Source organism: Clostridium sp. 19966, assembly GCF_032335695.1.
GTDB lineage: Bacteria > Bacillota > Clostridia > Clostridiales > Clostridiaceae > JACTOJ01.
The window spans coordinates 44,992-69,109 of the sequence record NZ_JACTOJ010000013.1 but is presented as its reverse complement, the minus strand read 5'-3'; the positions used below and the strand labels follow the sequence as shown (position 1 = coordinate 69,109).

Below are 24,118 nucleotides of genomic sequence, written 5' to 3'. Positions count from 1 at the left end.
ATCGTCAATGAACAATTGTTCATTTTTAATCCGCATCACCTCCTGAAAATAGTTTCAACAGCGAACCTAAGTTCATTTTTATATTAAACTTTTATATGGAACAGACGTTAAATAAAAATTTATTTAGCATAGCTTATGTGATAAGTCTATCAGGTAAATCTTTTACATATAAACTAAGCAATCTATCAAGGAGAAGCTTTCGATTGGTATAATTACTGTTTTCTTTTAGCATTAACGTAACTGCATCAACAATTGTATGAGAAAATATATTTAGTATTATTTTATTGGTTTCTTCTTTTAATATTTCCTCTTGGAAGGCCTTATCTAAGATATTATTAACCATAACTACAAATTCCTGTCTCACATTCTCATATTTTGAACCTTCACTTTTGTTGAATATTATTACTACTTCAGCACTATACTCGTCTACTAGCTCTATTATTTTATTATAAATCTCATTTATATAAGCAACGGAGTCCTCGCTGGCATTGCATGGATTTCCATCTATCTCTGCTTGCATATTGTTAAGATATTTTACTATCTTTGAGTATACTGGTTCAATTAATGCAGAAAAAAGGGCCTCCTTATTTTTAAAGTATCTATATGTGCTTCCTAAAGCTATGCCGGCTTTGGATGCAATGCCTCTCATAGAAGCTACTTCATAGCCGTGTTCTCTAAACTCTATCAAAGCTGAAGAAAGAATTTTCTCTCTCACATCATCTTTTAAATACTGCATGGCTGAACCCCCGTTCATTTTTAAATATATTCTACTCGCTTATTTTACAAAAGTAAATATAAATTTTTCTTTATTTTAGAACTTATTGATGCCATTATAAATTTATGATATGGTGATATAATAGTGAAAGGTTTTCAAATAGTAAAATACCTTCTGCATATTCAAAATCTTTTAATGGTGGTGGACAAAATTGGAAAACAAAAACAAAAAAGAAATCTTTTCCTCAGGTCTGGGTGTTTTCTTTGCAACTCTAGGATCAGCAGTAGGTTTAGGCAACATATGGAAATTTCCCTATATTGTAGGTGAAAATGGCGGTGCAGCATTTCTTGTAATTTATTTTGCCTGCATACTGTTAGTAGGACTGCCAGTTATGATAAGCGAATTTTTCATAGGAAGGAAAACTAGAAAAAATGTATTAGGTGCTGTTAATGCACTAAAACCTAAACAACCCTTTTGGAAAACACTGGGTGTATTTGGGCTTATGGCAGCTTACATGATCATGTTCTTTTACAGTGCCGTAGCAGGATGGGTTTACTCTTATATATTAAAAAGCCTTAGAGGAGATTTCAATAATATAGATATAGCTTCCGCCTCAAATCAATTTAACAATGCTATTTTGGGTCCAATATCACCAGTAATCTGGCAAATAATAGCTGTAGTCGTGGTGTGCACCATACTATTATTTGGCGTAAAAAACGGTATTGAGAGGGTTACCAAAACCTTGATGCCTATACTTTTCATTTTGATATTGATTTGTGATGTAAGATCTCTTTTACTTCCAGGCGCCTCAAAAGGATTAACCTTTTTATTCAAACCAGATTTTTCGCATGTGACTGTTGCCGTAGTTATAGCTGCCATGGGGCTGGCCTTCTTTAAATTGTCTCTAGGCATGGGAACAATGATTACCTACAGCAGTTATTTTACCGAAGATAACGATATGATCTACACAGCTGGAAGAGTAGCCTTAGCTGATACAATAGTGTCTCTTTTGGCTGGAATTGCTATATTCCCTGCAGTTTTTTCCTTTAATGTAAAACCAGATGCAGGTTCTGGCCTTTTGTTCAAAATTATTCCCATGGTTTTTTCAAAGCTTCCCTTTGGTAATATACTTCTAGCTATATTCTTCATATTGGCAGGCATCGCAGCTACTACCGCCATGATATCCATGATGGAGGTAATAATAGCATATTTTACTGAAGAAAAGGGCATAAGCAGAAGAAAAGCAGTTATAATAAACGGACTTATCATAATTGTAGTGGGCATTTTTCCAGCCCTATCCGTGCATCCTAAGAGCATTTTTGCTTCCATAACTATAATTGGCAGCAAAGGTATATTTGACTCTTTGGATTGGATTTCCTCAAGTTTATTGCTGCCTTTAGGCGGACTTATTATATCCATATTGGTTGGACATTTTATAGATAAAAATTCTGTAAGAGAGGAATTGACCAATGGAGGTAAAACAAGCCAAAAAGTTTTTAACGTTTATTATTACATAGTTAAATATATAACTCCTATATTACTAGTGATAGTATTTTTATCAGGACTTATCAAATAGGCTCTGATTTAAAACATTCCTTTAGTTGGGGAGTCAATGTTTCAAAAAACTGCTGCAGCCGTGAAAAGGAGAATAGGTATATGGATAAACTAGTAAGAAACTTTTTTGAAAGAGATACTATAGTTGTTGCAAAAGAATTACTTGGAAAGATTCTTGTACATGAGGTAGATGGCAAAAAAATAGCCGGAAAAATAGTTGAAACCGAAGCCTATCTTGGCATAGAAGATAAGGCTGCTCACTCCTATGGTGGAAGAAGAACAAAGCGAGTAGAAGTTATGTATGGAGAGGCTGGCTTTTCCTATGTATTCGTAATATATGGCATGCATTTTTGCTTTAATGTAGTCACTAGGGAAAAAGGCGTTCCTCAGGCTGTTCTGATACGCGCACTAGAGCCTTGTTACGGCATAGATTCTATATGCCATAACAGATTTAAAAAACCCTACGAGAAGCTCACTAAGACTCAAATAAAAAATTTGACCAATGGCCCTGGTAAGCTGTGCAGCGCATTATCCATAAGTAAAAGCTTAAATGGTGAGGATTTATGTGGTGAAACCCTCTATATTGAAGAGGGGAATAATGCTTTTGAAATAGTAACCTCTAAGCGAATAGGTATAGACTATGCTGAAGAATATAAAGATAAGCCTTGGAGGTTCTATATTAAAGATAATGCAAATGTAAGCGTAAAATAAAAAACGTGGTAATCCCACGTTTTTTCTATTCATTATACTAAAATATAGCTATTAAGAATTCTTAATTATTGTTTCCACTTCGCTTAATTTTTCATCCATAGAATTTAATTGATCAGAAAACCTATGAAAGCCTGACTTCATTTGTTCAGCATGTTCCATTCTTTCTTTTAGCTCTTCTATTTTCTTTGAAGCTTCATCAGTTAAAAAATATATCTTCTTAACTGCATCATTCATGCCAGAAACTAAATCTTTTGTGCTTACAGATAGTTTTTTAACCTCTGAGGCAACTACGGAAAATCCTTTTCCGGCTTCGCCAGCTCTAGCGGATTCGATAGAGGCATTAAGGGCTAAAAGATTAGTTTTAGTTGCTACATCGCTTATATCTCTAGATATGCCTTCAATAAATTTTGTATGCTTTAAAAGGTTCTCAAAAGTGCTTATAAAGCCTTCCATTTGATTTTCGCTTTTTGTTGGATCTTCTGCAAAACTAAATTCTTTTTTTATGTCGTTTAATACACTGTGTATCTCTTCCACATATTGCTTTAACTGCTGAGCTTGGTTATTTTCTATTGCCATACTTTTTTCCTCCGTTATCACTAAAATATTTTTATATCATAGAAATTTTCAATAAAATATCCTCACCTATTGACTATTTTTACTATGATAACATTATATCATAAGCGATTATGTTTTACTTATTAAATTTTAATATTCTAGTATAATAGAAAAATAATACTGAATTACATTTCAATATCAAGGCCTTGTGCTTAATGCTTAGGATCTGCTACTACCAAAACATCTATATATCTGCTGCCACGCATTATTTTTCTTATTATTGAACCTCTTATAATTTCATGAAGTCTTGTTCGGGCTGATTGTCCTATAACTATCTGAGTTGTATTGTTAGCTTTAGCATACTTTATTATGGAACTAGCTGTGTCCTTTGATTTTTCGATTTTGAAATCCGCCCCTAGCTTATTGCATAGAACCCCTATTTCATATATTTTCTCCAATTCCTTTTCTGTATGCTTAAATTCATTATTGATGTATAATACCAAAAGTTCAGCCTTCAAATTCTTTGCTATTCTATAGCCTCTTCTTATAAGATACTCTGAATTAAAATTGAGACTAACGCATACTAAGATTTTTTCTTTTCCTCCAGTGAGTTCTTCTATGCTTTTTTCATTTTTATAAATAGTAAGCTTTTCATCAACTTCATCTGCTACTTCTCTCAAGGTTAATTCCCTTAACGCAGTCAAATTACCTACTCTAAAAAAGTTATTTAAGGAAGTTTCAATCTTATCCTTAGAATAAATCTTACCACTTCTTATCCTATCTCTAAGGGCATCTGGAGATATATCAATGACTTCTATTTCATCCGCTATTTCTAATATTTTATCTGGTACAGTCTCTCTTACCTTAACGCCCACCATTCTGCTCACATGATCATTTAAGCTCTCTAAATGCTGAATATTTATTGCTGTCATAACGTCGATGCCATTTTCAAGCAATTCTAAAACATCTTCATAACGCTTTTGATGCTTAGAGCTTGGCACATTAGTATGCGCTAGTTCATCCACTATTACTACCTGAGGATTTCTTTTAATTATCCCCTCTAAATCTAATTCCTTAAGATTAACTCCTTTGTAGTCAATTTTTTTAAGAGGAAGAACTTCAAGTTTATCTATCTGGGCAACAGTACCTTCTCTCTGATAAGTTTCCACAAGACCTATGATTATATCCACATTGTTAGACTTCATTTCATTACCGTCTCTCAGCATTTGATAGGTCTTGCCAACTCCTGGAGCTCCCCCTATATATATTTTTAGTTTTCCTCTTTTTCTCTTTCTAAATTCTTCATAGAACTCTTTCTCCATAATATCAAATCCTATTCCTCAAATAGTTTTGCTATAGCATCAAAACGCTTGGCTTCTTTTTTATTATTAGTGTTTTCATTTACCAATGCTATAAGAGAGTATATTTCCTTATTATAAGGATTTTTTCCCAAAGCAAGCTTCAAACTTCCGTAAGCTTCCGAAAATTTACCATCTTTCATAAAGCTTTTAGCTTTTTCAATATAATAAACATCGTTTTTACTTTCCTTTTTTAGAATTTTAGTTGGCTCTAAAGAGAATATTTCATCTAGGACAGAGTTAACCCTCTCTGGAGAAAAGGGCTTTTGAAGATATGCAACAGCTCCCAATTTTGTGCAATCTATTGCATTTTTAACGGTTGCGTAAGCAGTCATCATGACTACAGGACAGCCTATGCCAAAATCTCTTATGGCTTTTAATACCTCTGTGCCATTTATCTCCGGCATTCTTATATCTAAAAATATTAAATCAATATCTTTTTTATGAGCTTTAACAGCTTCCAAAGCGGTTTTTCCGTTATCCGCCGTAATAACTTCATAATCTCTAAGTTCTAAGCAGGTTGTCAGCAATACTCTTATATTTTTAGTATCGTCTACCACCAAAACCTTTTTCATGTTTCACCTCCAAATTATTTTTCTGCCAGCGGTAATGTAAATGTAAATATACTTCCTTTATCCAGCTCACTTTCACAAATTATACTTCCCCCATGGGCTTCTACTATCTCCTTTGCAATATATAATCCAAGACCTGTAGTTGGCAATTCACCGGCATAGCTATTAAGCTTTACAAATTTATCAAAGATTTTATCTATGTTTTCCTTAGGAATGCCTTCTCCTGTATCCTCTACATATATATTCATTTTCCCATCCTGTACATAGGCTCCTATTATTATTTCATCACCAGAAGAGGTATATCTTAAAGCATTTGATACTAGATTGTTTAATACCCAGATTATTTTCTCTTCATCACACTTTATAAGGGGAAGTTTTTCTTCCACAGAATTATATATGGCTATATCGTTACTTTCTCCCTGTTCCTTAAAATTTTTTATGCACTCCTCTGCTAAAGCTTTTACTGGGCAAGGAGCTATGTCAAACAAAGCTCTATCTGACTGAAGCTTTGATAATTTAATCAAATTTCCTACCAGTTCTGTAAGCTTATGCGCCTCTTCCTTTATTGTTTCTAAAATCCTGTCTTGTTTATCGCTAAGAGTACCAAGCTTTCTATCCTTCATAAGTCCAACTCCCATCATTATAGATGTAAGAGGAGTCTTCAGCTCATGTGAAACTGTAGCTATAAAATCTGTTCTTATTCTCTCCAGTTCTTTGAACTGAGTTACATTTTTAAGCAGTACAACAGCATTCTTTGTTTTGCCGTTTCTGTCCTTTACAGCCTTAACAGTTATATTAAAATAAAGAATCTTATCCTGACTATTAATATTAATTATCTTTTCCATATCCTGATCATCGTTATTTATTACATTAAATATATAATCATAAATCTCTATATTCTTAATGCTCTCAAGCAGATGACTATTTAGTGCTTCCTGCTCCTTAATTTGAAAGAGCTCCTGACAGGAGTCGTTTAGCAATATGATTTTGTAACTCTCATCCAATACAATCAATGGATCAGATATACTTTTCACTATAGCTATAGACTTATTCTTTTCAGCCACAAGCTTACCTGCGGTACTTTTTTCAAATTCATAGAGCCTGGAAGTCATACTGTTAAATTCCTGTGCCAGCATACCTATTTCATCTTGATTTATTATTGGAGCTTGCTTATTCAATTCTCCTTCCTTCACAGACTTTATGGTTTCTGTAAGAAGGTAAATAGGTGTCAGCGCTTTTTTCGTATACCATATAGATATCCAAAGTCCAGCTATAGCAGAAGCAGCTGAAACTGCTAGCACTATATACATAGACGTTACTGCCCTATTTTTAACAAGATTTTTACCGTTAAACATAGCCTTTTCATTAATGGAAGACAAGGACTCTAAATCTCCCTTTATTTTATTAAGCTTTGGTGAGATATTATTCTTATAAAATTCTACAGTTTCATTGCTATTATGGTTATTTTCATATTCTTGAAGCTGAGAAAAGGATTTTGAAAAATCAACGTAATCCTGATTTATTGAATTAACTATTGTCCTTTCTCCTACCTCAGTGATATTGTTTTTTTCTATGTCAAACCAGCTGTAGAATTCATCATTATTTTTATAAAAGCTATCTAATGCTTCATTTTTTTGGAGCAGTATATATTCTAAAATAGCCTTATCCTGTGCCTCTATATTATTGTTCATCTTATTCGCAGCATCTATGCTTTTATAGTTATCTATCATTAATCCGTCTATAGATTTCCCAAGTCCATAGATACTAAAAGATGAAACAATGCCCAGCATAGCTATTATAAGTACTAAAAATACGCACACAAAGGTTATCTTTCCCTTTAAAGTTTTAATATAAACCACCTCCAATAAAATGTGTCCTGTCTCTTTTATAGCTAGAGCTATGTTTTAAATGACAAAAGACAAATTGCAAATCTGATTTAAAATTTGCAATTTGCCATATATGATTTTTAATTATAGTTTTCCCTGCTGCTTTAAAATACTTGCGATTTCCAAATTAACCTGAAGCACATTCACTCTAGGCTCTCCGAATATACCAAGAGTTTTACCTGTAGTGTGCTTCTTAACCATCTGTTCCAAATCCGAGTCAGCTATACCTGTGGCTTTTGCTACTGCTGAAATTTGAATTTTTGCCGCCTCAGGAGATATATCCGGGTCTAAGCCTGAACCTGAGCTTGTAAGCAAATCAGTAGGTATATCTTCCTTTTTAACATCTGGATGAGTCTTCAAGAAATCCTCTATGTCCTTTTGTACTCTATCTGCAAGAGCTTTATTGGAAGGAGCTAGATTTTGTGAACCCGAAGCTACTCCAGTATATTTTCCTGCTTTCTTGTCATCTTCTGTGTAGGTATTATAATTCACGGAAGATACTCTGCCTCTAAAAAATCTTGGATCAGTAAAACTCTGACCTATTAAACTTGAACCAACTTCCTTGCCATCTAAGGTTATCATACTCCCATTAGCCTTTTTATTAAAGGCAAGCTGACTGATTCCTGTCATGGCTAAAGGATATATAACTCCGCATAAAAGCATTAAAACCATACTTAGCATTATAGCTTTTTTTAGTGTTTTCATAATTTCAATCTCCTTTACCTATTTAACTAACTTAAACTAAGCATTCTCAAAATAGGTGTTATTAAAATATCTATAACCTTAATTCCTACGAAAGGTGCTGCTACCCCTCCTAGTCCAAACACAAGCATATTTCTAAGCAGCAGCATTTCAGATTTCATAGGTTTGTATTTAACTCCCTTCATAGCTATCGGAATAAGCATCGGAATGATTATGGCGTTAAATATCAAGGCAGAGAGTATGGCACTATTTGGTGTAGACAGCTTCATCACGTTCATCACCTGCATCTGTGGTATGGCTAATATAAATATTGCAGGAATTATAGCAAAATATTTAGCTACATCGTTAGCTATGCTAAAGGTAGTTAGCGCACCTCTGGTTATAAGCAGCTGCTTTCCTATCTCTACCACTTCCAATATCTTAGTAGGATTTGAATCTAAGTCAATCATATTGGCAGCTTCCTTAGCAGCTGTTGTACCGCTGTTCATAGCAAGACCTACATCTGCCTTAGCTAGTGCAGGCGCATCGTTAGTTCCATCCCCAGTCATTGCCACGAGCTTTCCTTCAGCCTGTTCCTTCTTTATTACTTCTATCTTATCCTCAGGCTTACATTCAGCTATAAATTCGTCTACCCCTGCTTCTTTAGCTATGGTAGCAGCGGTAAGGGGATTGTCTCCTGTACACATCACAGTTTTAATACCTATATCTCTCAGTCTTTGGAATCTCTCTACAAGTCCAGGCTTTACAGTATCCTTTAGGTATATGATACCATATATTTTATTGTCTACACATACTACAAGTGGTGTACCTCCAGCCTTTGACACTTTAGTTAATCCTTCATCCAAATCCTTTGGAATCTTTCCCCCCGCTTCCAGCACAAATTTCTTAATGGCATCCTGAGCACCTTTTCTAATTTTTTTACCGTCTTTAAGATCCACTCCACTCATTCTGGTTTGCGCTGTGAATTCTATAAAATCTAAGTTATCATACTCTGACTCTTCTACCTTAGTATTAAGCTTTCTGCCTAAATCTACTATAGATCTTCCTTCTGGAGTTTCATCTTTTAAGGAAGCTATGACTGAAAAATCTATGAGCTCCTCTAAATTGGAATTCTCGGTAAAAATGAATTCAGCTGCTAATCTGTTACCATAGGTTATAGTACCAGTCTTGTCTAATATCATGGTATTCACATCTCCGCAGGCCTCCACTGCTTTACCTGACATCGCTATTACATTGAATCTTGTAACTCTGTCCATTCCAGCAATACCTATAGCAGATAGAAGTCCTCCTATAGTAGTAGGTATCAAGCAAACCAAGAGTGCTATTAATGTAGCTATCCTTATAGTTACTCCAGAATAGCTAGCCATAGGATACAGGGCTACAATAACTATTAGAAATATTAAGGTAAGGCTTACTAGCACAGTATTTAAGGCAATTTCATTGGGTGTCTTCTGTCTTGAGGCTCCTTCTACCAAAGCTATCATCTTATCTAAAAAGGATTCTCCTGGGGTAACAGTTATTGCCACCTTAAGCCAATCGCTTACCACCTTTGTGCCTCCAGTTACAGAGGCAAAGTCTCCTCCCGCTTCTTTCATAACTGGTGCAGATTCACCAGTTATTGCGGATTCATCTACGGAAGCTAGTCCCTCAATAACTTCACCATCATTAGGTATTATATCGCCTGTCTCTACCAGCACTATATCGCCTTTTTTCAATTCTCCTGCACTTACAGTCTTTATGCTTCCATCTGAAGTTATAAGCTTTGCCATAGTATCCTTACGGGTTTTCTTAAGGCTTTCTGCCTGAGCTTTACCTCTTCCTTCTGCCACTGCTTCCGCAAAATTAGCAAATAGTACTGTGATAAACAATATTACAGCAACTATGAAATTATATAAGGATAGATTTTCCCCTTTATCTCCAAAGGCTGCTGGAAAAAAAGTTAGGAATAAAGTTATTACAAAACCTATTTCCACCACAAACATGACTGGATTTTTCATCATATATTTAGGATTTAATTTTACAAAAGCATCTATTACAGCCTGTTTAGCTATTTTTGAAGTAATAAATTTGCTTTTTTTCTCCTTACTCATATAAAAGTCTCCTTATTGTTAAATTTAATCTTCTATCATAAAGGCTTTCCTTAATCAAGCATTACCTGCCATTCTAATGAAATAAAGTTAAATGCTCAGAAATTGGTCCAAGTGCTATGGCAGGCAAAAAGGTCAAAGCTCCTATTATAAGTACTACAATAACTAAGGTTATAGTAAACATAGTATTATCTGTCTTAAAGGTACCTGCTGTTACTGGTACAGCTTTCTTAGAAGCTAAGGAGCCTGCCACCGACATTAAAATAATTATGGATAAATATCTTCCAAGGAACATTACTATACCTGCTGTGGTGTTCCAGAACAAGGTATTATCTCCAAGTCCCTCAAAGCCTGATCCATTGTTAGCTGCGGAAGAAGCATACTGATATATAATCTGCGACAATCCATGGTAGGAAGGGTTGCTTATTCCTGCTAGTCCTTGGGGCATTATTAGTGCTAAGGCAGAAAACATGAGTATCAAAAATGGATGTATTATTATAGCTAAAGCTACTAATTTAATTTCTTTTCCTTCCAATTTTTTTGTTAAAAATTCAGGTGTCCTTCCCACCATAAGTCCTGCTAAGAATACTGTGAGTATGGCATACATCATCATATTCATGAAACCTACACCCTTACCGCCAAAAACTACATTAAGCATCATATTTATCATGGCAACTAGTCCACCTAAAGGCATTAAGGAGTCATGCATGTTGTTCACCGTTCCTGTGGTAAAAGCTGTAGTCACAGTAGTGAACAGTGCCGATTGAGGTATTCCAAACCTTACCTCCTTGCCTTCCATATTGCCCATAGCTTGGGATAAACCTACCTTAGCTAAAGCTGGATTGCCAGTCTTCTCAGCTGTATAAGCTATAGGAAGAACCAATACAAACAAAATTGCCATAGCGGCAAATATAGCCCATCCCTGCTTCTTATTTTTCAGCATCATACCAAAGGTGTACACTAAAGCACCTGGCAGCAGCATCATTGATAAAAGCTCAATTAAATTTGATATAGGATTAGGATTCTCAAAGGGATGAGCTGAATTAGCTCCAAAAAAGCCTCCTCCATTTGTTCCTATGTGCTTTATTGCCTCTAAAGAAGCCACTGGTCCTAAAGCTATGTCCTGAAGCTTCCCTTCTATAGTAGTTACCGTGTGATTAGCGGCTAAGGTTTGAGGAACTCCCTGAGCTACTAAAAGAACTGTTACTATAACTGATAAAGGAAGTAAAACTCTTGTAATAACTCTAACAAAATCCACATAGAAATTTCCAAGCTTTTTCTTGCCTATGATGCCTCTCATAAAGGCTAAAGCCACTGCGAATCCGCTGGCAGCGGAAGTAAACATGAAAAATGTCATTACGATCATCTGGCTTAAATAGGATACCCCAGACTCTCCGCTGTAATCTTGAAGATTAGTATTGGTTATAAAGCTTATTACTGTATTAAAGGTCAAGGATTGCTCCATATTACCTATGCCGTTTGGATTTAGAAAAAGATAGGACTGTACCCTAAGCACTAGATACGCTGCAAAGGTCATAACCGCGTTTACTAAAATAAGTACTACCACATACTTTTTCCATCCCATTTCCTCTTTCTTGTCTATCCCGCATATTTTGTAAATAAAATTGTCTATTGGATTAAAAACCTTATCTCCAAAAGCCTTCTCACCTGTGCTAACATAGTAAAGATATTTTCCCGTAGGAACCACCAAAAGCATAAATATGACTAATGGTATGATTATCTGTAAAATTTCCATTTGAAGTACCTCCTGACTTCCTGCTTCATAAAATTTATTCTAATGTGTCCTAAAATTTGTCTGGATTTATGAGTGCATAGCTAAGGTAGACGAAAATAAAAACTATTATTGCTATCAGTGCCCACATAATATATCTCCCCTTTACTCTTTCTTCTCTCCGATTTGCTTTTCACAAAAATTTATAACTAAACCGAGAAAACCAAAACCAGCTGCAAGCAATACCACAAATAAAAGATCTAGCATAATTAATCCCCCTCTTAACTTTTTGTTTACATTTAGGATATATAGATTATAGTGCAGGTCCATATTAAAACTAAAACTTCAGCTTTTCTAAACTAAATAATTCTTGCTACTGTTATAGCTTGTTTAAACAAATTAATGTGCTTTTTCATAGCCTATTCTCAGTTTCAAGCCGTTTTGTAAGGTGGGAATATTATTATCTTATTTGTAAACAAATTCATTATTTAAATGAAAATTTGTCCTTTGTATTTTTGACATTTGCATTTTTAAAGCAGTTTAAATTTAAACATTTGTTCAAAATTTATCTTGCCCCAATATGCACTTATGAAAATATTTTAATCAGCTGGCTCTGATTTAATAAAATTATGAAAACTATAGCTATTTAGGCTTATTTTTTAAAATTTCATTCATGGTCATATCAATAATCCTCTATAGAATTTTTCATTTTATGTTTTGCAGGGAATATAATTAATTCAGACTTCAAGGAGATGGCTTCAGTATTTTTTAAAGGAAGTTTTAAATCAGTGTAAAAATCAACACTGATTTAAAACAGAACCTAATTTAAGAGAGGTGCTATATATGAAAAAAAGATTGGTTTTTACCATATTTATAGTTTGTTTTTCATTGCTTGTATTTTTTCCTCATAAAAAAACTTCTTATTCCGGTAAGTACGTATGCCTTAAAAACACCAATAAAATTTTGCTGTTAAAGGCTGACAATACCTTTAAACTATATTATATTTTAGATAAAAATTCGGAAAGTGTAGAAGGGAAATATACCATAAAAGATAATCATATAGCTTTGAATTACAATCCTAAAGATAAAAGCATTCTTAGTAATTCGCTTCTATCTGGAAAGATTTTGGGTTCAGAAATTGTTTTTTCATCATCCGATGAAGTTTATAAAGATAGCTTTGAAAAATCCTAGCTTTTTCACCTTCTTTCGTTTCTAAATTGATAGGGTGAAAGCTTGGTGCTTTTTCTGAATACCTTGCTGAAATAGTTGCCACAGGAGAAGCCGCACCTTGCAGCTATTTCATTTATTGAAAGCCCTGTATTCTGAAGTAAGTTCATTGCTTTTTCAATTCGAATATTTGTTAAATATCTTATAGGATTTATTCCTGTTTCCCTTGTAAATTCTCTGACAAAGTGACTTGAAGAAACTTCTAAACTCCTAGCCAAGCTGTCGATTCCGCTGATGCTTGAAAACTCATTTTCCATTTTTTCTATAGCAAGTCTGGTTCTCAAGGAGTAATCTTCCTCATTATATGCTATGGTTCTGCATAACAAGGACAAAAAATGGAATACTATTTCACTGCCCATAAAAGGCTTAAGCTTCCTTCCATTTATCAGCTGCTGATGAAAGTTCAGAAGATACTGTATCACTTTGCTGCTTTCAGGAAGAGTTAAAATCTTTCCCGTTTTCTGCACTATTTTATCGTAGTAGGGCTTTACTGCAGCTCCTTCAAAATGGAAATACAGAATTTGCCATCCGTTTTCATCAATACCTGAAGGACAATAATATTTATCCTCACCTGGTATTTCAACAAAAAAAGCTTTATTAGCTTCAATTCTATGTACCTCATTGCCGGTTTCAAATATTCCATATCCTTTCAATGTATATTGAAATAAGTAGCCAGAAATATCTCTATTGTTGTTTTCAAAATAATAATCCATGGTATTTCGTTTCTCTATTCCCATATCCTTTAGTTCAAAGGGAGGATTGGGTATATCATCAAAAGAAACAAAGCCAAAATTTCTAAATTCATATGGCATCAAAAATTTACCCCTTTTATCAATTTAATTCTCTTGTTACAGCCTTTATGCAGCTATATACTCAGTATATATTATATCACTGGAGAATAATCACACTAATAAAATCTAATCAAAATATTACTTTATCATTAGAAAGGATGATAATTTATGCTTTTAAAAAACTCTTATGTAAAAACCCCTCCTATGGGCTGGAACAGCTATGATTATTACGACACTACAGTAAACGAAGAACAAGTTAGAGCAAATGCTGAATATATGGCAAAATACCTAAGGCCTTATGGCTATGAATATGTAGTAATAGACATTCAATGGTCGGACCCTAATGCTGGCAGCAAGAGAGATGAGTTTCAGTATATAAACTTCAGCCACTTTAACATGGATGAATATTCAAGACAACTTCCTGCAGAAAACAGATTTCCATCTTCAAAAAATGGCTTAGGCTTTGGACCTCTAGCTGATTACATTCACAGCCTTGGATTGAAACTAGGTATACATATCATGAGAGGAATTCCTAGATATGCTGCTCATATGCATTTAAAAATAAAGGATACAGAATTAACAGCGGACCAAATTGCTGATCCCTACTCCATAAGTAAATGGAACCCAGATATGTACGGAGTAAACTATAAAATGAAGGGAGCTGAAGAATATTACAATTCAATTTTTCAGTTATATGCAGAATGGGGTATCGACTTTGTGAAGGTTGATGACATATGCAATACCAATATGTATCCTGAAAATCCTTATTCCGCTGAAAAAGAAATTGAGCTGATCCATAATGCAATTGCTAACTGCGGCAGAAATATAGTGCTAAGCCTTTCCCCTGGGCCAGCTGTAATAGAAAAAGCCTGGCACTTAGAGAAATATTCCAATATGTGGCGTATAACTGATGATTTCTGGGACAATTGGAACTTGCTTAAAAATATGTTTTTTCGCTGCGAAGTTTGGCAAAAGCATGTTTCAGAAGGCTGTTATCCAGACTGCGATATGCTGCCTATAGGCTGGCTGGGCAAAGGCTTTGGACATGAGCGTTATACAAATTTCACTTATGATGAGCAAATAACCTTAATGACCCTTTGGTGTATATTCCGCTCACCTCTTATGATTGGAGCTGAGCTTACAAAGCTTGATGAGAAAACTCTTGCTCTGCTTACCAATCATGAAGTGCTGCATCTCGTAACTGGAGCTCATGGAGCTGAGCAGATTGAAAAAGACGAGAGCCATGCTGTCTGGAGAAGCAAAGATGATAATGACGGAAGTGATTATGTGGCACTTTTCAATTTATCAGATGAAACAAAGGCATTAAATATTTCTTTAGAGGCTCTTGGAATTAAAGAGGACGTCATAGTGAGGGATTTGTGGAAGCATAAAGATTTGGGGGCTTTAAATGAGTTGCCTGCTATGTACATTCCAGCTCATGGTGCTCTGCTCTACAAATTAAGCAAAGCAATTTGACTGAAGTTTAGGTGCTGTTATAAATCAGTGTTTATTTTTAACACTGATCTATAACATTCCTTAAATTGAATAGGTTATGGTTTAAAGCATAGTATTAATTTAATTAAGCATAAACATCAACTGTACTGCCTGTTGAGTTTTCACTGGTTTCTTCTTTACTTGTTTTGCTTTTATTATTATCGCTACTAACAGACTTTAAAGAATCGTCGCTTTTACCAGAAGCACTGCTTGCTTTGCTTGACTCCGCTTGCTGAATCTCAGCTTCTAACTGCTGGATTTTGGCTTCCAATTCTTTAGTCTTAGCTTGCTTAGTCTTTTCATCCTCCTTGCTATTATTAACCTGCTCCAACTGCTGCTGAAGATTTGCCTTCTGTTTTTCAAGGCTGGTTACATCGCTGCTTTGTGTGGTTGCTGCAGATGAATTATTTGATGCATATGAAATCGAAGAAATACTCATAATAACCTCCTAAATTATTCATTCATATCACTTTGAAATGCATTTTGAATTGCATTTTCCTGATCCTGTGTTATTGTTCCTGCAGAAACTAAACTATCTAAAATATCTGTAGGTGATTGCTGAGAGCCATCCTGTCCTTGATCATTAGATTGTGCTGATGCCTGGAAAGCGTTATTTATTGCAGTCTCTTGATCTTGAGTGATAGTCCCTGAAGATACTAGGTTATCTAATGGATTTGCTGGAGGCTTTTCTGATTGATCCTTGTGATGATGTTTATGAGATTTCATAGATTCCTTCAAAGCTGTTTTAATGGAATTCTCTTGATCTTGTGTTATTGTTCCATTTGAAACTAGGGTATCCAATGGATTTTGTGGTTTTGATGTATTACTATATGTTCCTGAATTCTGAATTTGATTTCCTATAGACTGGAATGCGCTTAAAACAGAATTTGCCTGATCCTGAGTAATAGTTCCTGCTTCCACTAAACTAGATAAAGGACTGCTCATAACTGAAGATTGAGCAGTATTTGTTAATGCTTGACTAGCACTATTGCTGATATTAATTGAATCATTATTCTTTTGAGTTTGTTCCTGCTCAGCCTGATATTTTTCTAGTGCTTCCTTTTGTTTTATTGCCTGCTGGGTATACCCGTCAATTGTGTTTTGTGTACTACTTATTGTATTCATATGTTTCTCTCCTTTAGTCTGCTTCCCTGCATTTATTTTCTTCCTATAGTAATTTATCGATAAGCTTTTGCTCTTATTTTACTGTGATACTGTGGCAAAACTGTGGCAACTTTTTGTGAAAATAATGTTATATACAAAAAGAGCGATATACATACTATATCAATACTTATTTAAATTATTGGCTTATGATAGAATGTATATTGAGGTGAACTTAACTAATGAACAGCAAACTTATCTATATAGCAGATGACGAAATAAATATTTGTAATATTATAAAGTCCTTCCTAGAAAAAGAAGGCTTTGAGGTGAGAATTTTTAATGACGGACTTTCTCTGTTTCAAGCCTTTAATGAAAAAGAAGCTGATGCTCTTGTTCTTGATATAGTGATGCCTGAAATAGACGGTTTTGAACTTTGCTCCTTGATCAGGTCTAAAAGCAGTGTCCCTATAATAATTGTTTCCGCTAAAGATACAGAAATGGATAAAATAACTGGTCTTGGCCTAGGAGGAGATGACTACTTAACTAAACCCTTCAGTCCATTAGAGCTTATTGCAAGAATCAATAGCATTTTCAGAAGAATAGAATTAGATAGTAGTAGCATCCAATCTTCTAACATATTAAAAATCTCAGATATTACTATAAACATAGATACCAAGGAAGCTGTGGTAAACGATGTTTCCCTGAACCTTTCTTCTATGGAATTATCTCTGCTTATCTATCTTTCTAAAAACAAAAATAGAGCTGTTAGCAGGGAAGAGCTTCTAGGGAAGATTTGGGGGTTTGAAAATAAAGTTGAGACTAGAGCTACAGATGATATGATAAAAAGAATGAGAAAGAAGCTTTCTTCCTCTGGATCAAAGGTAGAAATACATACTATATGGGGCTTTGGCTTTAGACTATACGAAAGGGAAGGATTTGATGAAAAGTAACTCAATTAAATGGAGAATTTTTAAATATAACATAATAGCTATCATTACATTGATTACCCTAACTACTATAATTTTTAATTTTGCAGCGCACATGTACATGAAAAAAGATACATTAACTCAATTAAATAAAATAGCTTCTAACGCTGAATTTACTGCCTTAGAGCATGGTCCAGATTTCTTTCCTACTCCTCAAACTCCTCCTTCCGATAAAAAAAATAAATTTATTTCAAATCCTATTGAGCCTAGTAGTGATCCCTTTAGATACTACTACATGCTTGAGCATTCCTTAAAGGAACCTCTCACTCTTCTAAATGCTGACTTTATTTTATTAGACAATAATAAAAACAGAGTAGTTCCCTATTCAGAAAAAAGCGCCTCCATACCCGAAAATGTTATGGAACAGCTGAAGGATGAAATTGATAAATCCATGGCTTCTAATAAAGATAGATACTTAACCTTTAAATTATCTAATATAAAATACATAGCAGTAGTGAAACCTGTATCTGACAAGAATTCTTTTGGTTTAGGCTGGATAATAATATACTCAAGTCTTGAAAAAATAAATCAGCTTCAGCTTGATGTAAATATTATTCTGCTCTCCATCTTGATTTTTTCCGCTATAATAACTACATTCATAACTTTAAGAATCTCTGAAAAAATCACAGAGCCTTTTGCCTACCTTAATAAATATATAAGAGCTATTGCTGAGAGAAACTTTGGAAATAAAATAGAAACTCCTGTGTATGAGGAATTAAATGAATTGGTAGAAAACATAAATATAATGTCTGAAAAACTTGAAAACTATGATAAGGCTCAAAAAACCTTTCTTGAAAATGTATCTCATGAATTTAGGACTCCATTGATGTCCATTCAAAGCTATGCTGAAGGCATAAAATATGATGTGGTCGAAAGCCAAAGTGCTGCCGAAATCATAATGGATGAAACCAGCAGAATGACTAAATTAGTTGAGGATCTATTATATTTGTCACGACTAGAAGCTATTGAAGAAAATTATAATATAAGCAGCGTGAACTTTAATGAACTCATCCATGATTGTGTAAGCCGAATGAATCTAATAGCTGCTAAAAAAAATATACAGATACTTTCTAGTTTCCCTTATAATGCAATAAACATTGTTGGAGATAAGGAAAGACTTTCACGAGCTATAATAAATATTATAAGCAACTGCATACAATATGCTAACTCCTATGTAAAAGTGGACTTAAATTTAGAAAATGAAAACCTAGCTATACTGAAAATATCAGATGATGGTCCAGGTTTTAACGCTAACGAGCTTTTAAATATATTTGAAAGATTCTATAAAGGGAAAAAGGGAAACTTCGGGCTTGGGCTGTCCATAAGCAAAAATATAATTGAAAAGTCAAAGGGCAAAATCATGGCTGAAAACTCTGAAGATGGAGCTTTGTTCATTATCGAACTACCATTTTACTTCTAATTTTTGTATTATAACTAGTAATTTTACATTTTAAAACCACTTTTATAGTTAATTTTCAAATATTTAAAATTTTTATTTTTATACACCTACTCAGCTAAAAAAGTATTAAAATATATATGGTATTAAGGAAATTATATTAATAATGGGAGGAATATATTATGGAGACTTATAAAATCAAGACTTATAAATACAGATGGATCATCCTGTTTATTTTCATGCTTATGATGGCCATGCAGCAACTTTTATGGATAACCTTCGCAGCCATCACTAGTGATACAGCTGCCTTCTATAAAATATCTGAATTAGATGTAGGATTATTATCAATGGTATTTATGGTGGTATACATATTTGTATCAATACCTGCATCTTGGATAATCGATACCTTTGGTTTTCGTATAGGCGTTGGCATAGGTGCCCTTTTAACAGGCATATTTGGACTTCTGAGAGGAGTTTTTGCCGCTAACTATACCTTAGTATTAATTTTTCAAATTGGCATAGCTATTGGACAACCTTTTGTTGTTAATGCGGTAACCACTGTTTCAACTAGATGGTTTCCTATAAGGGAAAGAGGACTTGCTTCTGGCCTATCTTGGCTTGCCGGATATTCAGGATTAATCATAGGGCTGGTTCTGACTCCCTATCTCATAGCTTCTGGTAGCATACCATCAATGCTTGTTATATATGGAGCCGCTGCCTTTGCTTCTGCAATATTGTTTATCCTGCTTACAAAAGAAAATCCGCCTACCCCGCAATGCAAGCCTGAGGAAGAGGAAAGATCTTTAGTCTTTGATGGCTTGAAGCAGATGCTGAAGAAAAAAGATTTTTTAATGCTTATGATAGTATTTTTCGTATGCCTAGGCATATTTAACGGTATCTCCACTTGGATTGAAGACATATTAAAGCCACATGGATTCACTTCAGTTCAAGCAGGAATAATAGGAGGAGGGATGATCGCCAGCGGTGTGATTGGTTCTGCTGTTATTCCAACGTTTTCTGACATAGTAAAAAACAGAGTGAAAGTCATAATTTTAGCCTTGGCAGGATCTATTCCTGGTCTCATAGGAATAACCTACGGAACCAGCTTCCTAGTAGTGATGATTTCAGCCTGCATACTTGGATTCTTCATGCTAAGCTGCGCTCCATTAGGTTTCCAATATGGTTCAGAAATTGCTTTTCCTGCACCTGAAGGAACTTCTACAGGCTTATTGATGATGATGGGACAAATAGCAGGTGTTATATTCATCGTAGGAATAGATGCCTTGAAGTCACCTAAGACAGACTCCATGTCCCTGCCTATGAATCTGCTTATTGCCATATTAATAATAGGTGTACTTATGTGTTTCTCTCTTAAGGAACCTGAATTGGTAAAGCAAGAGGTTCAAGAGAACTTACAATCATAAATATATATCTGAAATTAAAATATAATACAATTTGAAAACTTATCTATAACACAGTGAACCCTTCCTAGGCTTTATGAGTCTATATTACAGGTGGTGCTGTTATGAAAAAGTTAAATAGTTCTATTGTATTATTTATATCATTTATAATTGTTCTCTGCAGCTTTGCAGGTTGTAGAAATAAGACAGCCGCCAGAGGTACCTTTGGCATTAATGAACTCCAAGAAAAGATGAAAGCTAAGAATTATAGTTTTGAAATTAAAGATACAGCAAGAGAAGAATTCATTGATGCTCCAAGGAAGGTTATGATAATTAATAAAGATATCCTAAGCATATACTTATTTGAAAGCAACAAAGAAATGGAAAAGCACTCCAAATATATAGATAACACTGGGAGTACATTTACAAATGACAATAAAATAACTAAAGTAGATTATGCTTACCCGCCTCATTTATACAAGAAAGGCAATATTATAGTTCTATATGCAGGAAATAACACCAAAATTATTAATGATTTAAAAGACATATTCGGAGGGCAGTTTGCTGGCGGAAATTAATATATTTTTCCGCCTTAAAACCATGTTAAAATAGAGCAGCTTGTATTAAAAGCCATAACCATACTAAAACTTTAATCACTTACGATACTTAAAAATTGTTTTAATCGCTGATTATCTGTATCCTTAAATATGTGGTCAGGAGTTCCGGCCTCCACAATTGCCCCATGATCCATGAATACTACCTTGTGAGCAGCATCCCTTGCGAAGCTCATTTTATGAGTCACTACAATCATAGTCATGCCTTCCTGAGACAGTTCATTCATTACCTTCAGAACTTCCGCTTCCAATTCAGGGTCTAGTGCGGAAGTGGGTTCATCAAATAGCAGCACCTCAGGCTCTATAGCCATAGCTCTAGCAATAGCCACCCTTTGCTGCTGACCTCCTGAAAGCTCATAAGGATATTGATCTTTCTTTTCTGAAAGTCCAACCTTCTCAAGAAGAATAAGGCTTTTATCTCTAGCCTCTTGCTTTGAACGTTTCAGCACAGTTACTTGCCCTTCCATTATGTTTTCTATCGCTGTCATATGAGGGAATAAATTAAAGCCTTGAAAAACCATACCTGTTTTCTTTCTGAGATTTATTATTTCACTAGCAGAAATTTTCTTTCTACCATCAAAGTCTAATCGTAAATTAGCAATAGCTATATGCCCTTCATTAGGAGTTTCCAACAGATTTATACATCTTAAAAGGGTAGTTTTTCCGGAACCAGATGGACCTATAATAACTGCTGTCTCTCCTTTATTAACCTGAAGGTCTACTCCCTTTAGAATTTCTGTATTTCCAAAACTTTTGTGTAAATTATTTATTTCTATCATAGCAACCTCCAATCTACCTTGTTACATACATAGAGAGCTTCTTCTCAATTCTATTCTGAAATGCTGTCAGTACGCTGCTAAACATAAAATATATTACTGCTGCTTCAATATACAACCAAAGAGGTTCATAGGTTCTTGCTGTGATTACCTGGGCTACCTGAAACATTTCTGTAACGGTTATAGTGGCAGCAAGAGAAGTATCCTTAACAAGTCCAATAAAAGAATTTGCTAACGGCGGCACCGAAACCCTTGCCGCCTGAGGAAGTATAACTCTTCTTAAGGCCTGATTATAATTCATGCCTATAGAATAAGCCGCTTCCCACTGCCCCTTAGGTATAGATAAAATAGCCGCTCTTATAACCTCTGAATTATAAGCTCCTACACTTAAGGTAAATCCTATTATTCCAGCAGTTAATGGCTGTAAAGTTACTCCTATATCTGGCAGCCCGTAAAAAATTATGAAAAGCTGAACCAGAAGAGGAGTCCCTCTTATGATGGAAACATAAACTCTAGCTATAAAAGACAAGAGTTTCATATTTGATATCCTTGCTAGTGCAGTAACAAGAGCCAATGCTAATCCAAGTATAAAAGATATAACAGCAAGAGGGACTGTATATTCTAGTCCCGCCTTCAATAATGGGAAAAAAGAATCTTTTAATATATTTAATATTCTTAATGTGTTATGATCGAAATTCATGCTATCACCTTACTATTTTGATACATCAGTACCAAACCATTTATTTGATATCTTCAGATATGTGCCGTCTGAGGTCATATCCTTAAGTGCCTTATTTACTGCATCTACAAGTTCTTTATTCCCCTTGTTAAACAGTACTGCACTTTGAGATGCATTATCATAATCAGCCACTGATTTTACTGGAGCATCTGGCTTCTGCTTCTTTAGATCCAGATAAGATAAGCTGTCGTTTACAGTAGCATCTACTCTCTTTGATGAAAGAAGATCAATAGCCTGATTAAAGCCGTCAACTTGTACAAGTTCTGCTCCGTAATTTTTTGCAATGTCAGCTAGATTACTGGTTAGCGACTGTGCACTCTTTTTCCCTTTCAAATCTTCAAAGGATTTAATACTATTATTATCTTGTCTTACTATAAGCACCGCTCTTGAAGTTATATATGGTGTGGAAAAATCATACTTTTCCTTACGGTCATCTTTTATTGTAACTTCATTTACAACTGCATCAAATCTCTTGGCATCCAGACCTGCAAACATACCATCCCATTTCGTCTCAACGAACTCTGCTTTTACTCCAATACGTTTTGCTATTTCATTAGCTATATCTACATCAAAGCCAGTCAAATTTCCTGTGCTGTCATGATATGTGAAAGGAGCATAAGTTCCTTCAGTACCAATACGAATTTTGCCCTCACTCTTTATTTGTTCTAGAAGGTTTTTTGATGAAGTTGACCCAGTATTCTGACCTGTCTTGGATATGCAGCCCGCTGCCCCCACTGCTACAATTAGTGCTAATGCAATACTTAAAAATAAACCTTTCTTTTTCATTTTTATACCCCCATTTTTAATATTAATTTATTTTTTGTAAAAAAAATCTGCCTCTAATTATAGAGGCAGAAGTTAACTTCCGCGATTCCACTCTACTTGCCAAAATACTTATGCTTATGGCATCTCGTCCATTCAGGCACATACATACCCTAACGCTTTAACAGGCGTACCTGCTGCTGTCTACTAAATTTCGAAGCAGTGCTCAAAGATGCATTCACATAGTTTACACTTAAAATTCCTCTCAGCTTAAAGAATTTCTCTCTGGCAGTTTCCCTATGCTACTATTTCTTATCACAGCATTATTCCTACTAATCCTATCGGAATTAATTATTAAATATATACTACTCCCTTATACTTACCCTGTCAATGGATATTTTATATTTTGATATTAATCCCATTACAGCAATTTATGGTAATATAAATATGTATTTAAAATGCAGAGGAGATTTTTTATGTATAGGAATTTTGTATTTGATTTATATGGAACTCTAATAAATATACATACAAATGAAGAAAAGAGCATTGTTTGGAAAAAGCTTTCTCTATTCTATAGTTATAATGGAGCCAATTATAAGCCTAATGAGCTGAAATACCTAGGAATACATGATTACTTTGATGGTTTATATAGTTCCTCTGATATAGAAATCTGTAAACCAGATAAGACTTTTTTTAATTACCTTGTAAAAAGTGAACATCTAATTAAAGAAGAGAGCGTTTTTATTGGAAATGATCATATCTGTGATGTGGAAGGTGCAAAAGCTGCATCTTTGGATTGCCTTTATATCCATAGTAATCAGTCCAGAAAAATAACTGAAGTAACAAGCAAATATGCGATTTGGGATGGAGACATATCTAAAATTTTAAGTATACTTTCTTAATATAGCAATTTTAGCAGTCAATAAATTGAAAAAGCAGTGGACACAAATCCACTGC

General features: G+C 34.5%; 24 protein-coding genes and 1 other annotated feature. Of the genes, 9 read left to right on the top strand and 15 right to left on the bottom strand.

Annotated elements, in window-relative coordinates:
• Positions 1–133: 133 nt before the first annotated feature.
• On the bottom strand, positions 134–736 hold the full coding sequence (locus IAI10_RS14200; protein ID WP_315673943.1) for a TetR/AcrR family transcriptional regulator: 603 nt from the start codon (positions 734–736) through the stop codon (positions 134–136).
• A 190-nt stretch (positions 737–926) separates the two neighbouring features.
• Here IAI10_RS14200 and IAI10_RS14195 point away from each other — a divergent pair, with 190 nt between their 5' ends.
• A complete protein-coding gene (locus IAI10_RS14195) occupies positions 927–2,291 on the top strand; it encodes a sodium-dependent transporter (protein ID WP_315673942.1) in 1,365 nt (454 codons plus the stop codon).
• A gap of 80 nt (positions 2,292–2,371) precedes the next feature.
• Complete coding sequence (locus tag IAI10_RS14190) at positions 2,372–2,980, top strand: DNA-3-methyladenine glycosylase (RefSeq protein WP_315673941.1); 609 nt, start codon at positions 2,372–2,374, stop codon at positions 2,978–2,980.
• A gap of 51 nt (positions 2,981–3,031) precedes the next feature.
• Here the strand turns inward: IAI10_RS14190 and IAI10_RS14185 are convergent, their stop codons facing one another.
• The 8 genes from IAI10_RS14185 to kdpF all read right to left on the bottom strand — a co-directional run bounded on the left by IAI10_RS14185 (position 3,032) and on the right by kdpF (position 12,023).
• Positions 3,032–3,556, bottom strand: coding sequence for a methyl-accepting chemotaxis protein (locus tag IAI10_RS14185; RefSeq protein WP_315673940.1), 525 nt, complete (start codon positions 3,554–3,556; stop codon positions 3,032–3,034).
• Positions 3,557–3,747: 191 nt separating this feature from the next.
• Positions 3,748–4,857 (bottom strand): universal stress protein, encoded by a 1,110-nt coding sequence (locus IAI10_RS14180; RefSeq protein WP_315673939.1) that lies wholly within the window; start codon positions 4,855–4,857, stop codon positions 3,748–3,750.
• Positions 4,858–4,868: 11 nt separating this feature from the next.
• Entirely contained in the window at positions 4,869–5,468 is a 600-nt protein-coding gene (locus IAI10_RS14175; protein ID WP_315673938.1) for a response regulator, read from the bottom strand.
• Between the two features lie 14 nt (positions 5,469–5,482).
• Complete coding sequence (locus tag IAI10_RS14170) at positions 5,483–7,324, bottom strand: ATP-binding protein (protein ID WP_315674000.1); 1,842 nt, start codon at positions 7,322–7,324, stop codon at positions 5,483–5,485.
• Positions 7,325–7,435: 111 nt separating this feature from the next.
• Entirely contained in the window at positions 7,436–8,056 is a 621-nt protein-coding gene (locus tag IAI10_RS14165) for a K(+)-transporting ATPase subunit C (RefSeq protein ID WP_315673937.1), read from the bottom strand.
• A gap of 26 nt (positions 8,057–8,082) precedes the next feature.
• Positions 8,083–10,143, bottom strand: coding sequence for a potassium-transporting ATPase subunit KdpB (gene kdpB, locus IAI10_RS14160; RefSeq protein ID WP_315673936.1), 2,061 nt, complete (start codon positions 10,141–10,143; stop codon positions 8,083–8,085).
• A 73-nt stretch (positions 10,144–10,216) separates the two neighbouring features.
• Positions 10,217–11,896 carry a potassium-transporting ATPase subunit KdpA gene (gene kdpA / locus IAI10_RS14155; RefSeq protein WP_315673935.1) on the bottom strand — a complete coding sequence of 560 codons (1,680 nt, stop codon included), beginning with the start codon at positions 11,894–11,896 and terminating at the stop codon, positions 10,217–10,219.
• Positions 11,897–11,945: 49 nt separating this feature from the next.
• On the bottom strand, positions 11,946–12,023 hold the full coding sequence (gene kdpF, locus IAI10_RS24675; RefSeq protein WP_396334395.1) for a K(+)-transporting ATPase subunit F: 78 nt from the start codon (positions 12,021–12,023) through the stop codon (positions 11,946–11,948).
• Between the two features lie 692 nt (positions 12,024–12,715).
• On the opposite strand from kdpF, the gene IAI10_RS14150 reads away from it, so the two are divergent.
• Positions 12,716–13,063 (top strand): hypothetical protein, encoded by a 348-nt coding sequence (locus IAI10_RS14150; RefSeq protein ID WP_315673934.1) that lies wholly within the window; start codon positions 12,716–12,718, stop codon positions 13,061–13,063.
• A 5-nt stretch (positions 13,064–13,068) separates the two neighbouring features.
• On the opposite strand, the gene IAI10_RS14145 is transcribed toward IAI10_RS14150, so the two are convergent.
• Positions 13,069–13,911, bottom strand: coding sequence for an AraC family transcriptional regulator (locus IAI10_RS14145; protein WP_315673933.1), 843 nt, complete (start codon positions 13,909–13,911; stop codon positions 13,069–13,071).
• A 147-nt stretch (positions 13,912–14,058) separates the two neighbouring features.
• Here IAI10_RS14145 and IAI10_RS14140 point away from each other — a divergent pair, with 147 nt between their 5' ends.
• Entirely contained in the window at positions 14,059–15,366 is a 1,308-nt protein-coding gene (locus IAI10_RS14140) for a glycoside hydrolase family 27 protein (RefSeq protein WP_315673932.1), read from the top strand.
• Positions 15,367–15,469: 103 nt separating this feature from the next.
• Here IAI10_RS14140 and IAI10_RS14135 read toward each other — a convergent pair whose 3' ends face one another.
• Both IAI10_RS14135 and IAI10_RS14130 read right to left on the bottom strand, forming a co-directional pair.
• Positions 15,470–15,823 (bottom strand): FlxA-like family protein, encoded by a 354-nt coding sequence (locus IAI10_RS14135; protein ID WP_315673931.1) that lies wholly within the window; start codon positions 15,821–15,823, stop codon positions 15,470–15,472.
• Between the two features lie 14 nt (positions 15,824–15,837).
• Positions 15,838–16,509: a hypothetical protein gene (locus IAI10_RS14130; RefSeq protein WP_315673930.1), complete on the bottom strand. Its 672-nt coding sequence runs from the start codon at positions 16,507–16,509 to the stop codon at positions 15,838–15,840.
• A 218-nt stretch (positions 16,510–16,727) separates the two neighbouring features.
• On the opposite strand from IAI10_RS14130, the gene IAI10_RS14125 reads away from it, so the two are divergent.
• The 4 genes from IAI10_RS14125 (at position 16,728) to IAI10_RS14110 (ending at position 20,848) form a co-directional block, all read left to right on the top strand.
• The gene (locus IAI10_RS14125) at positions 16,728–17,438 is read left to right on the top strand and encodes a response regulator transcription factor (protein ID WP_315673929.1); all 711 of its coding nucleotides are present in this window, start codon (positions 16,728–16,730) and stop codon (positions 17,436–17,438) included.
• A complete protein-coding gene (locus IAI10_RS14120; RefSeq protein WP_315673928.1) occupies positions 17,428–18,894 on the top strand; it encodes a HAMP domain-containing sensor histidine kinase in 1,467 nt (488 codons plus the stop codon). Before IAI10_RS14125 ends, IAI10_RS14120 begins: the two co-directional genes overlap by 11 nt.
• Before the next feature lie 158 nt (positions 18,895–19,052).
• Positions 19,053–20,294, top strand: a complete 1,242-nt coding sequence (locus IAI10_RS14115; RefSeq protein ID WP_315673927.1) for an MFS transporter — start codon at positions 19,053–19,055, stop codon at positions 20,292–20,294.
• Positions 20,295–20,395: 101 nt separating this feature from the next.
• Positions 20,396–20,848 (top strand): hypothetical protein, encoded by a 453-nt coding sequence (locus tag IAI10_RS14110; protein ID WP_315673926.1) that lies wholly within the window; start codon positions 20,396–20,398, stop codon positions 20,846–20,848.
• A 71-nt stretch (positions 20,849–20,919) separates the two neighbouring features.
• Here the strand turns inward: IAI10_RS14110 and IAI10_RS14105 are convergent, their stop codons facing one another.
• From IAI10_RS14105 to IAI10_RS14095, 3 genes are read right to left on the bottom strand one after another with little or no spacing between them, the layout of a single operon-like run.
• Entirely contained in the window at positions 20,920–21,663 is a 744-nt protein-coding gene (locus tag IAI10_RS14105; RefSeq protein WP_315673925.1) for an amino acid ABC transporter ATP-binding protein, read from the bottom strand.
• A gap of 13 nt (positions 21,664–21,676) precedes the next feature.
• Positions 21,677–22,360: an amino acid ABC transporter permease gene (locus IAI10_RS14100; RefSeq protein ID WP_315673924.1), complete on the bottom strand. Its 684-nt coding sequence runs from the start codon at positions 22,358–22,360 to the stop codon at positions 21,677–21,679.
• A 12-nt stretch (positions 22,361–22,372) separates the two neighbouring features.
• Complete coding sequence (locus IAI10_RS14095; protein ID WP_315673923.1) at positions 22,373–23,185, bottom strand: amino acid ABC transporter substrate-binding protein; 813 nt, start codon at positions 23,183–23,185, stop codon at positions 22,373–22,375.
• Between the two features lie 58 nt (positions 23,186–23,243).
• Positions 23,244–23,489, bottom strand: a binding site (T-box leader).
• 148 nt (positions 23,490–23,637) lie between these two features.
• On the opposite strand from IAI10_RS14095, the gene IAI10_RS14090 reads away from it, so the two are divergent.
• On the top strand, positions 23,638–24,063 hold the full coding sequence (locus IAI10_RS14090) for an HAD hydrolase-like protein (RefSeq protein WP_315673922.1): 426 nt from the start codon (positions 23,638–23,640) through the stop codon (positions 24,061–24,063).
• Positions 24,064–24,118 lie beyond the last annotated feature (55 nt).

Bases quoted from the DNA above. Each gene is read 5' to 3' on its own strand.
- IAI10_RS14200 (WP_315673943.1), bottom strand. From the start codon at position 736: ATGCAGTATTTAAAAGATGATGTGAGAGAGAAAATTCTTTCTTCAGCT.
- IAI10_RS14190 (WP_315673941.1), top strand. From the start codon at position 2,372: ATGGATAAACTAGTAAGAAACTTTTTTGAAAGAGATACTATAGTTGTT.
- IAI10_RS14185 (WP_315673940.1), bottom strand. From the start codon at position 3,556: ATGGCAATAGAAAATAACCAAGCTCAGCAGTTAAAGCAATATGTGGAA.
- IAI10_RS14180 (WP_315673939.1), bottom strand. From the start codon at position 4,857: ATGGAGAAAGAGTTCTATGAAGAATTTAGAAAGAGAAAAAGAGGAAAA.
- IAI10_RS14175 (WP_315673938.1), bottom strand. From the start codon at position 5,468: ATGAAAAAGGTTTTGGTGGTAGACGATACTAAAAATATAAGAGTATTG.
- IAI10_RS14165 (WP_315673937.1), bottom strand. From the start codon at position 8,056: ATGAAAACACTAAAAAAAGCTATAATGCTAAGTATGGTTTTAATGCTT.
- kdpB (WP_315673936.1), bottom strand. From the start codon at position 10,143: ATGAGTAAGGAGAAAAAAAGCAAATTTATTACTTCAAAAATAGCTAAA.
- kdpA (WP_315673935.1), bottom strand. From the start codon at position 11,896: ATGGAAATTTTACAGATAATCATACCATTAGTCATATTTATGCTTTTG.
- kdpF (WP_396334395.1), bottom strand. From the start codon at position 12,023: ATGTGGGCACTGATAGCAATAATAGTTTTTATTTTCGTCTACCTTAGC.
- IAI10_RS14150 (WP_315673934.1), top strand. From the start codon at position 12,716: ATGAAAAAAAGATTGGTTTTTACCATATTTATAGTTTGTTTTTCATTG.
- IAI10_RS14145 (WP_315673933.1), bottom strand. From the start codon at position 13,911: ATGCCATATGAATTTAGAAATTTTGGCTTTGTTTCTTTTGATGATATA.
- IAI10_RS14140 (WP_315673932.1), top strand. From the start codon at position 14,059: ATGCTTTTAAAAAACTCTTATGTAAAAACCCCTCCTATGGGCTGGAAC.
- IAI10_RS14135 (WP_315673931.1), bottom strand. From the start codon at position 15,823: ATGAGTATTTCTTCGATTTCATATGCATCAAATAATTCATCTGCAGCA.
- IAI10_RS14130 (WP_315673930.1), bottom strand. From the start codon at position 16,509: ATGAATACAATAAGTAGTACACAAAACACAATTGACGGGTATACCCAG.
- IAI10_RS14125 (WP_315673929.1), top strand. From the start codon at position 16,728: ATGAACAGCAAACTTATCTATATAGCAGATGACGAAATAAATATTTGT.
- IAI10_RS14120 (WP_315673928.1), top strand. From the start codon at position 17,428: ATGAAAAGTAACTCAATTAAATGGAGAATTTTTAAATATAACATAATA.
- IAI10_RS14115 (WP_315673927.1), top strand. From the start codon at position 19,053: ATGGAGACTTATAAAATCAAGACTTATAAATACAGATGGATCATCCTG.
- IAI10_RS14110 (WP_315673926.1), top strand. From the start codon at position 20,396: ATGAAAAAGTTAAATAGTTCTATTGTATTATTTATATCATTTATAATT.
- IAI10_RS14105 (WP_315673925.1), bottom strand. From the start codon at position 21,663: ATGATAGAAATAAATAATTTACACAAAAGTTTTGGAAATACAGAAATT.
- IAI10_RS14100 (WP_315673924.1), bottom strand. From the start codon at position 22,360: ATGAATTTCGATCATAACACATTAAGAATATTAAATATATTAAAAGAT.
- IAI10_RS14095 (WP_315673923.1), bottom strand. From the start codon at position 23,185: ATGAAAAAGAAAGGTTTATTTTTAAGTATTGCATTAGCACTAATTGTA.
- IAI10_RS14090 (WP_315673922.1), top strand. From the start codon at position 23,638: ATGTATAGGAATTTTGTATTTGATTTATATGGAACTCTAATAAATATA.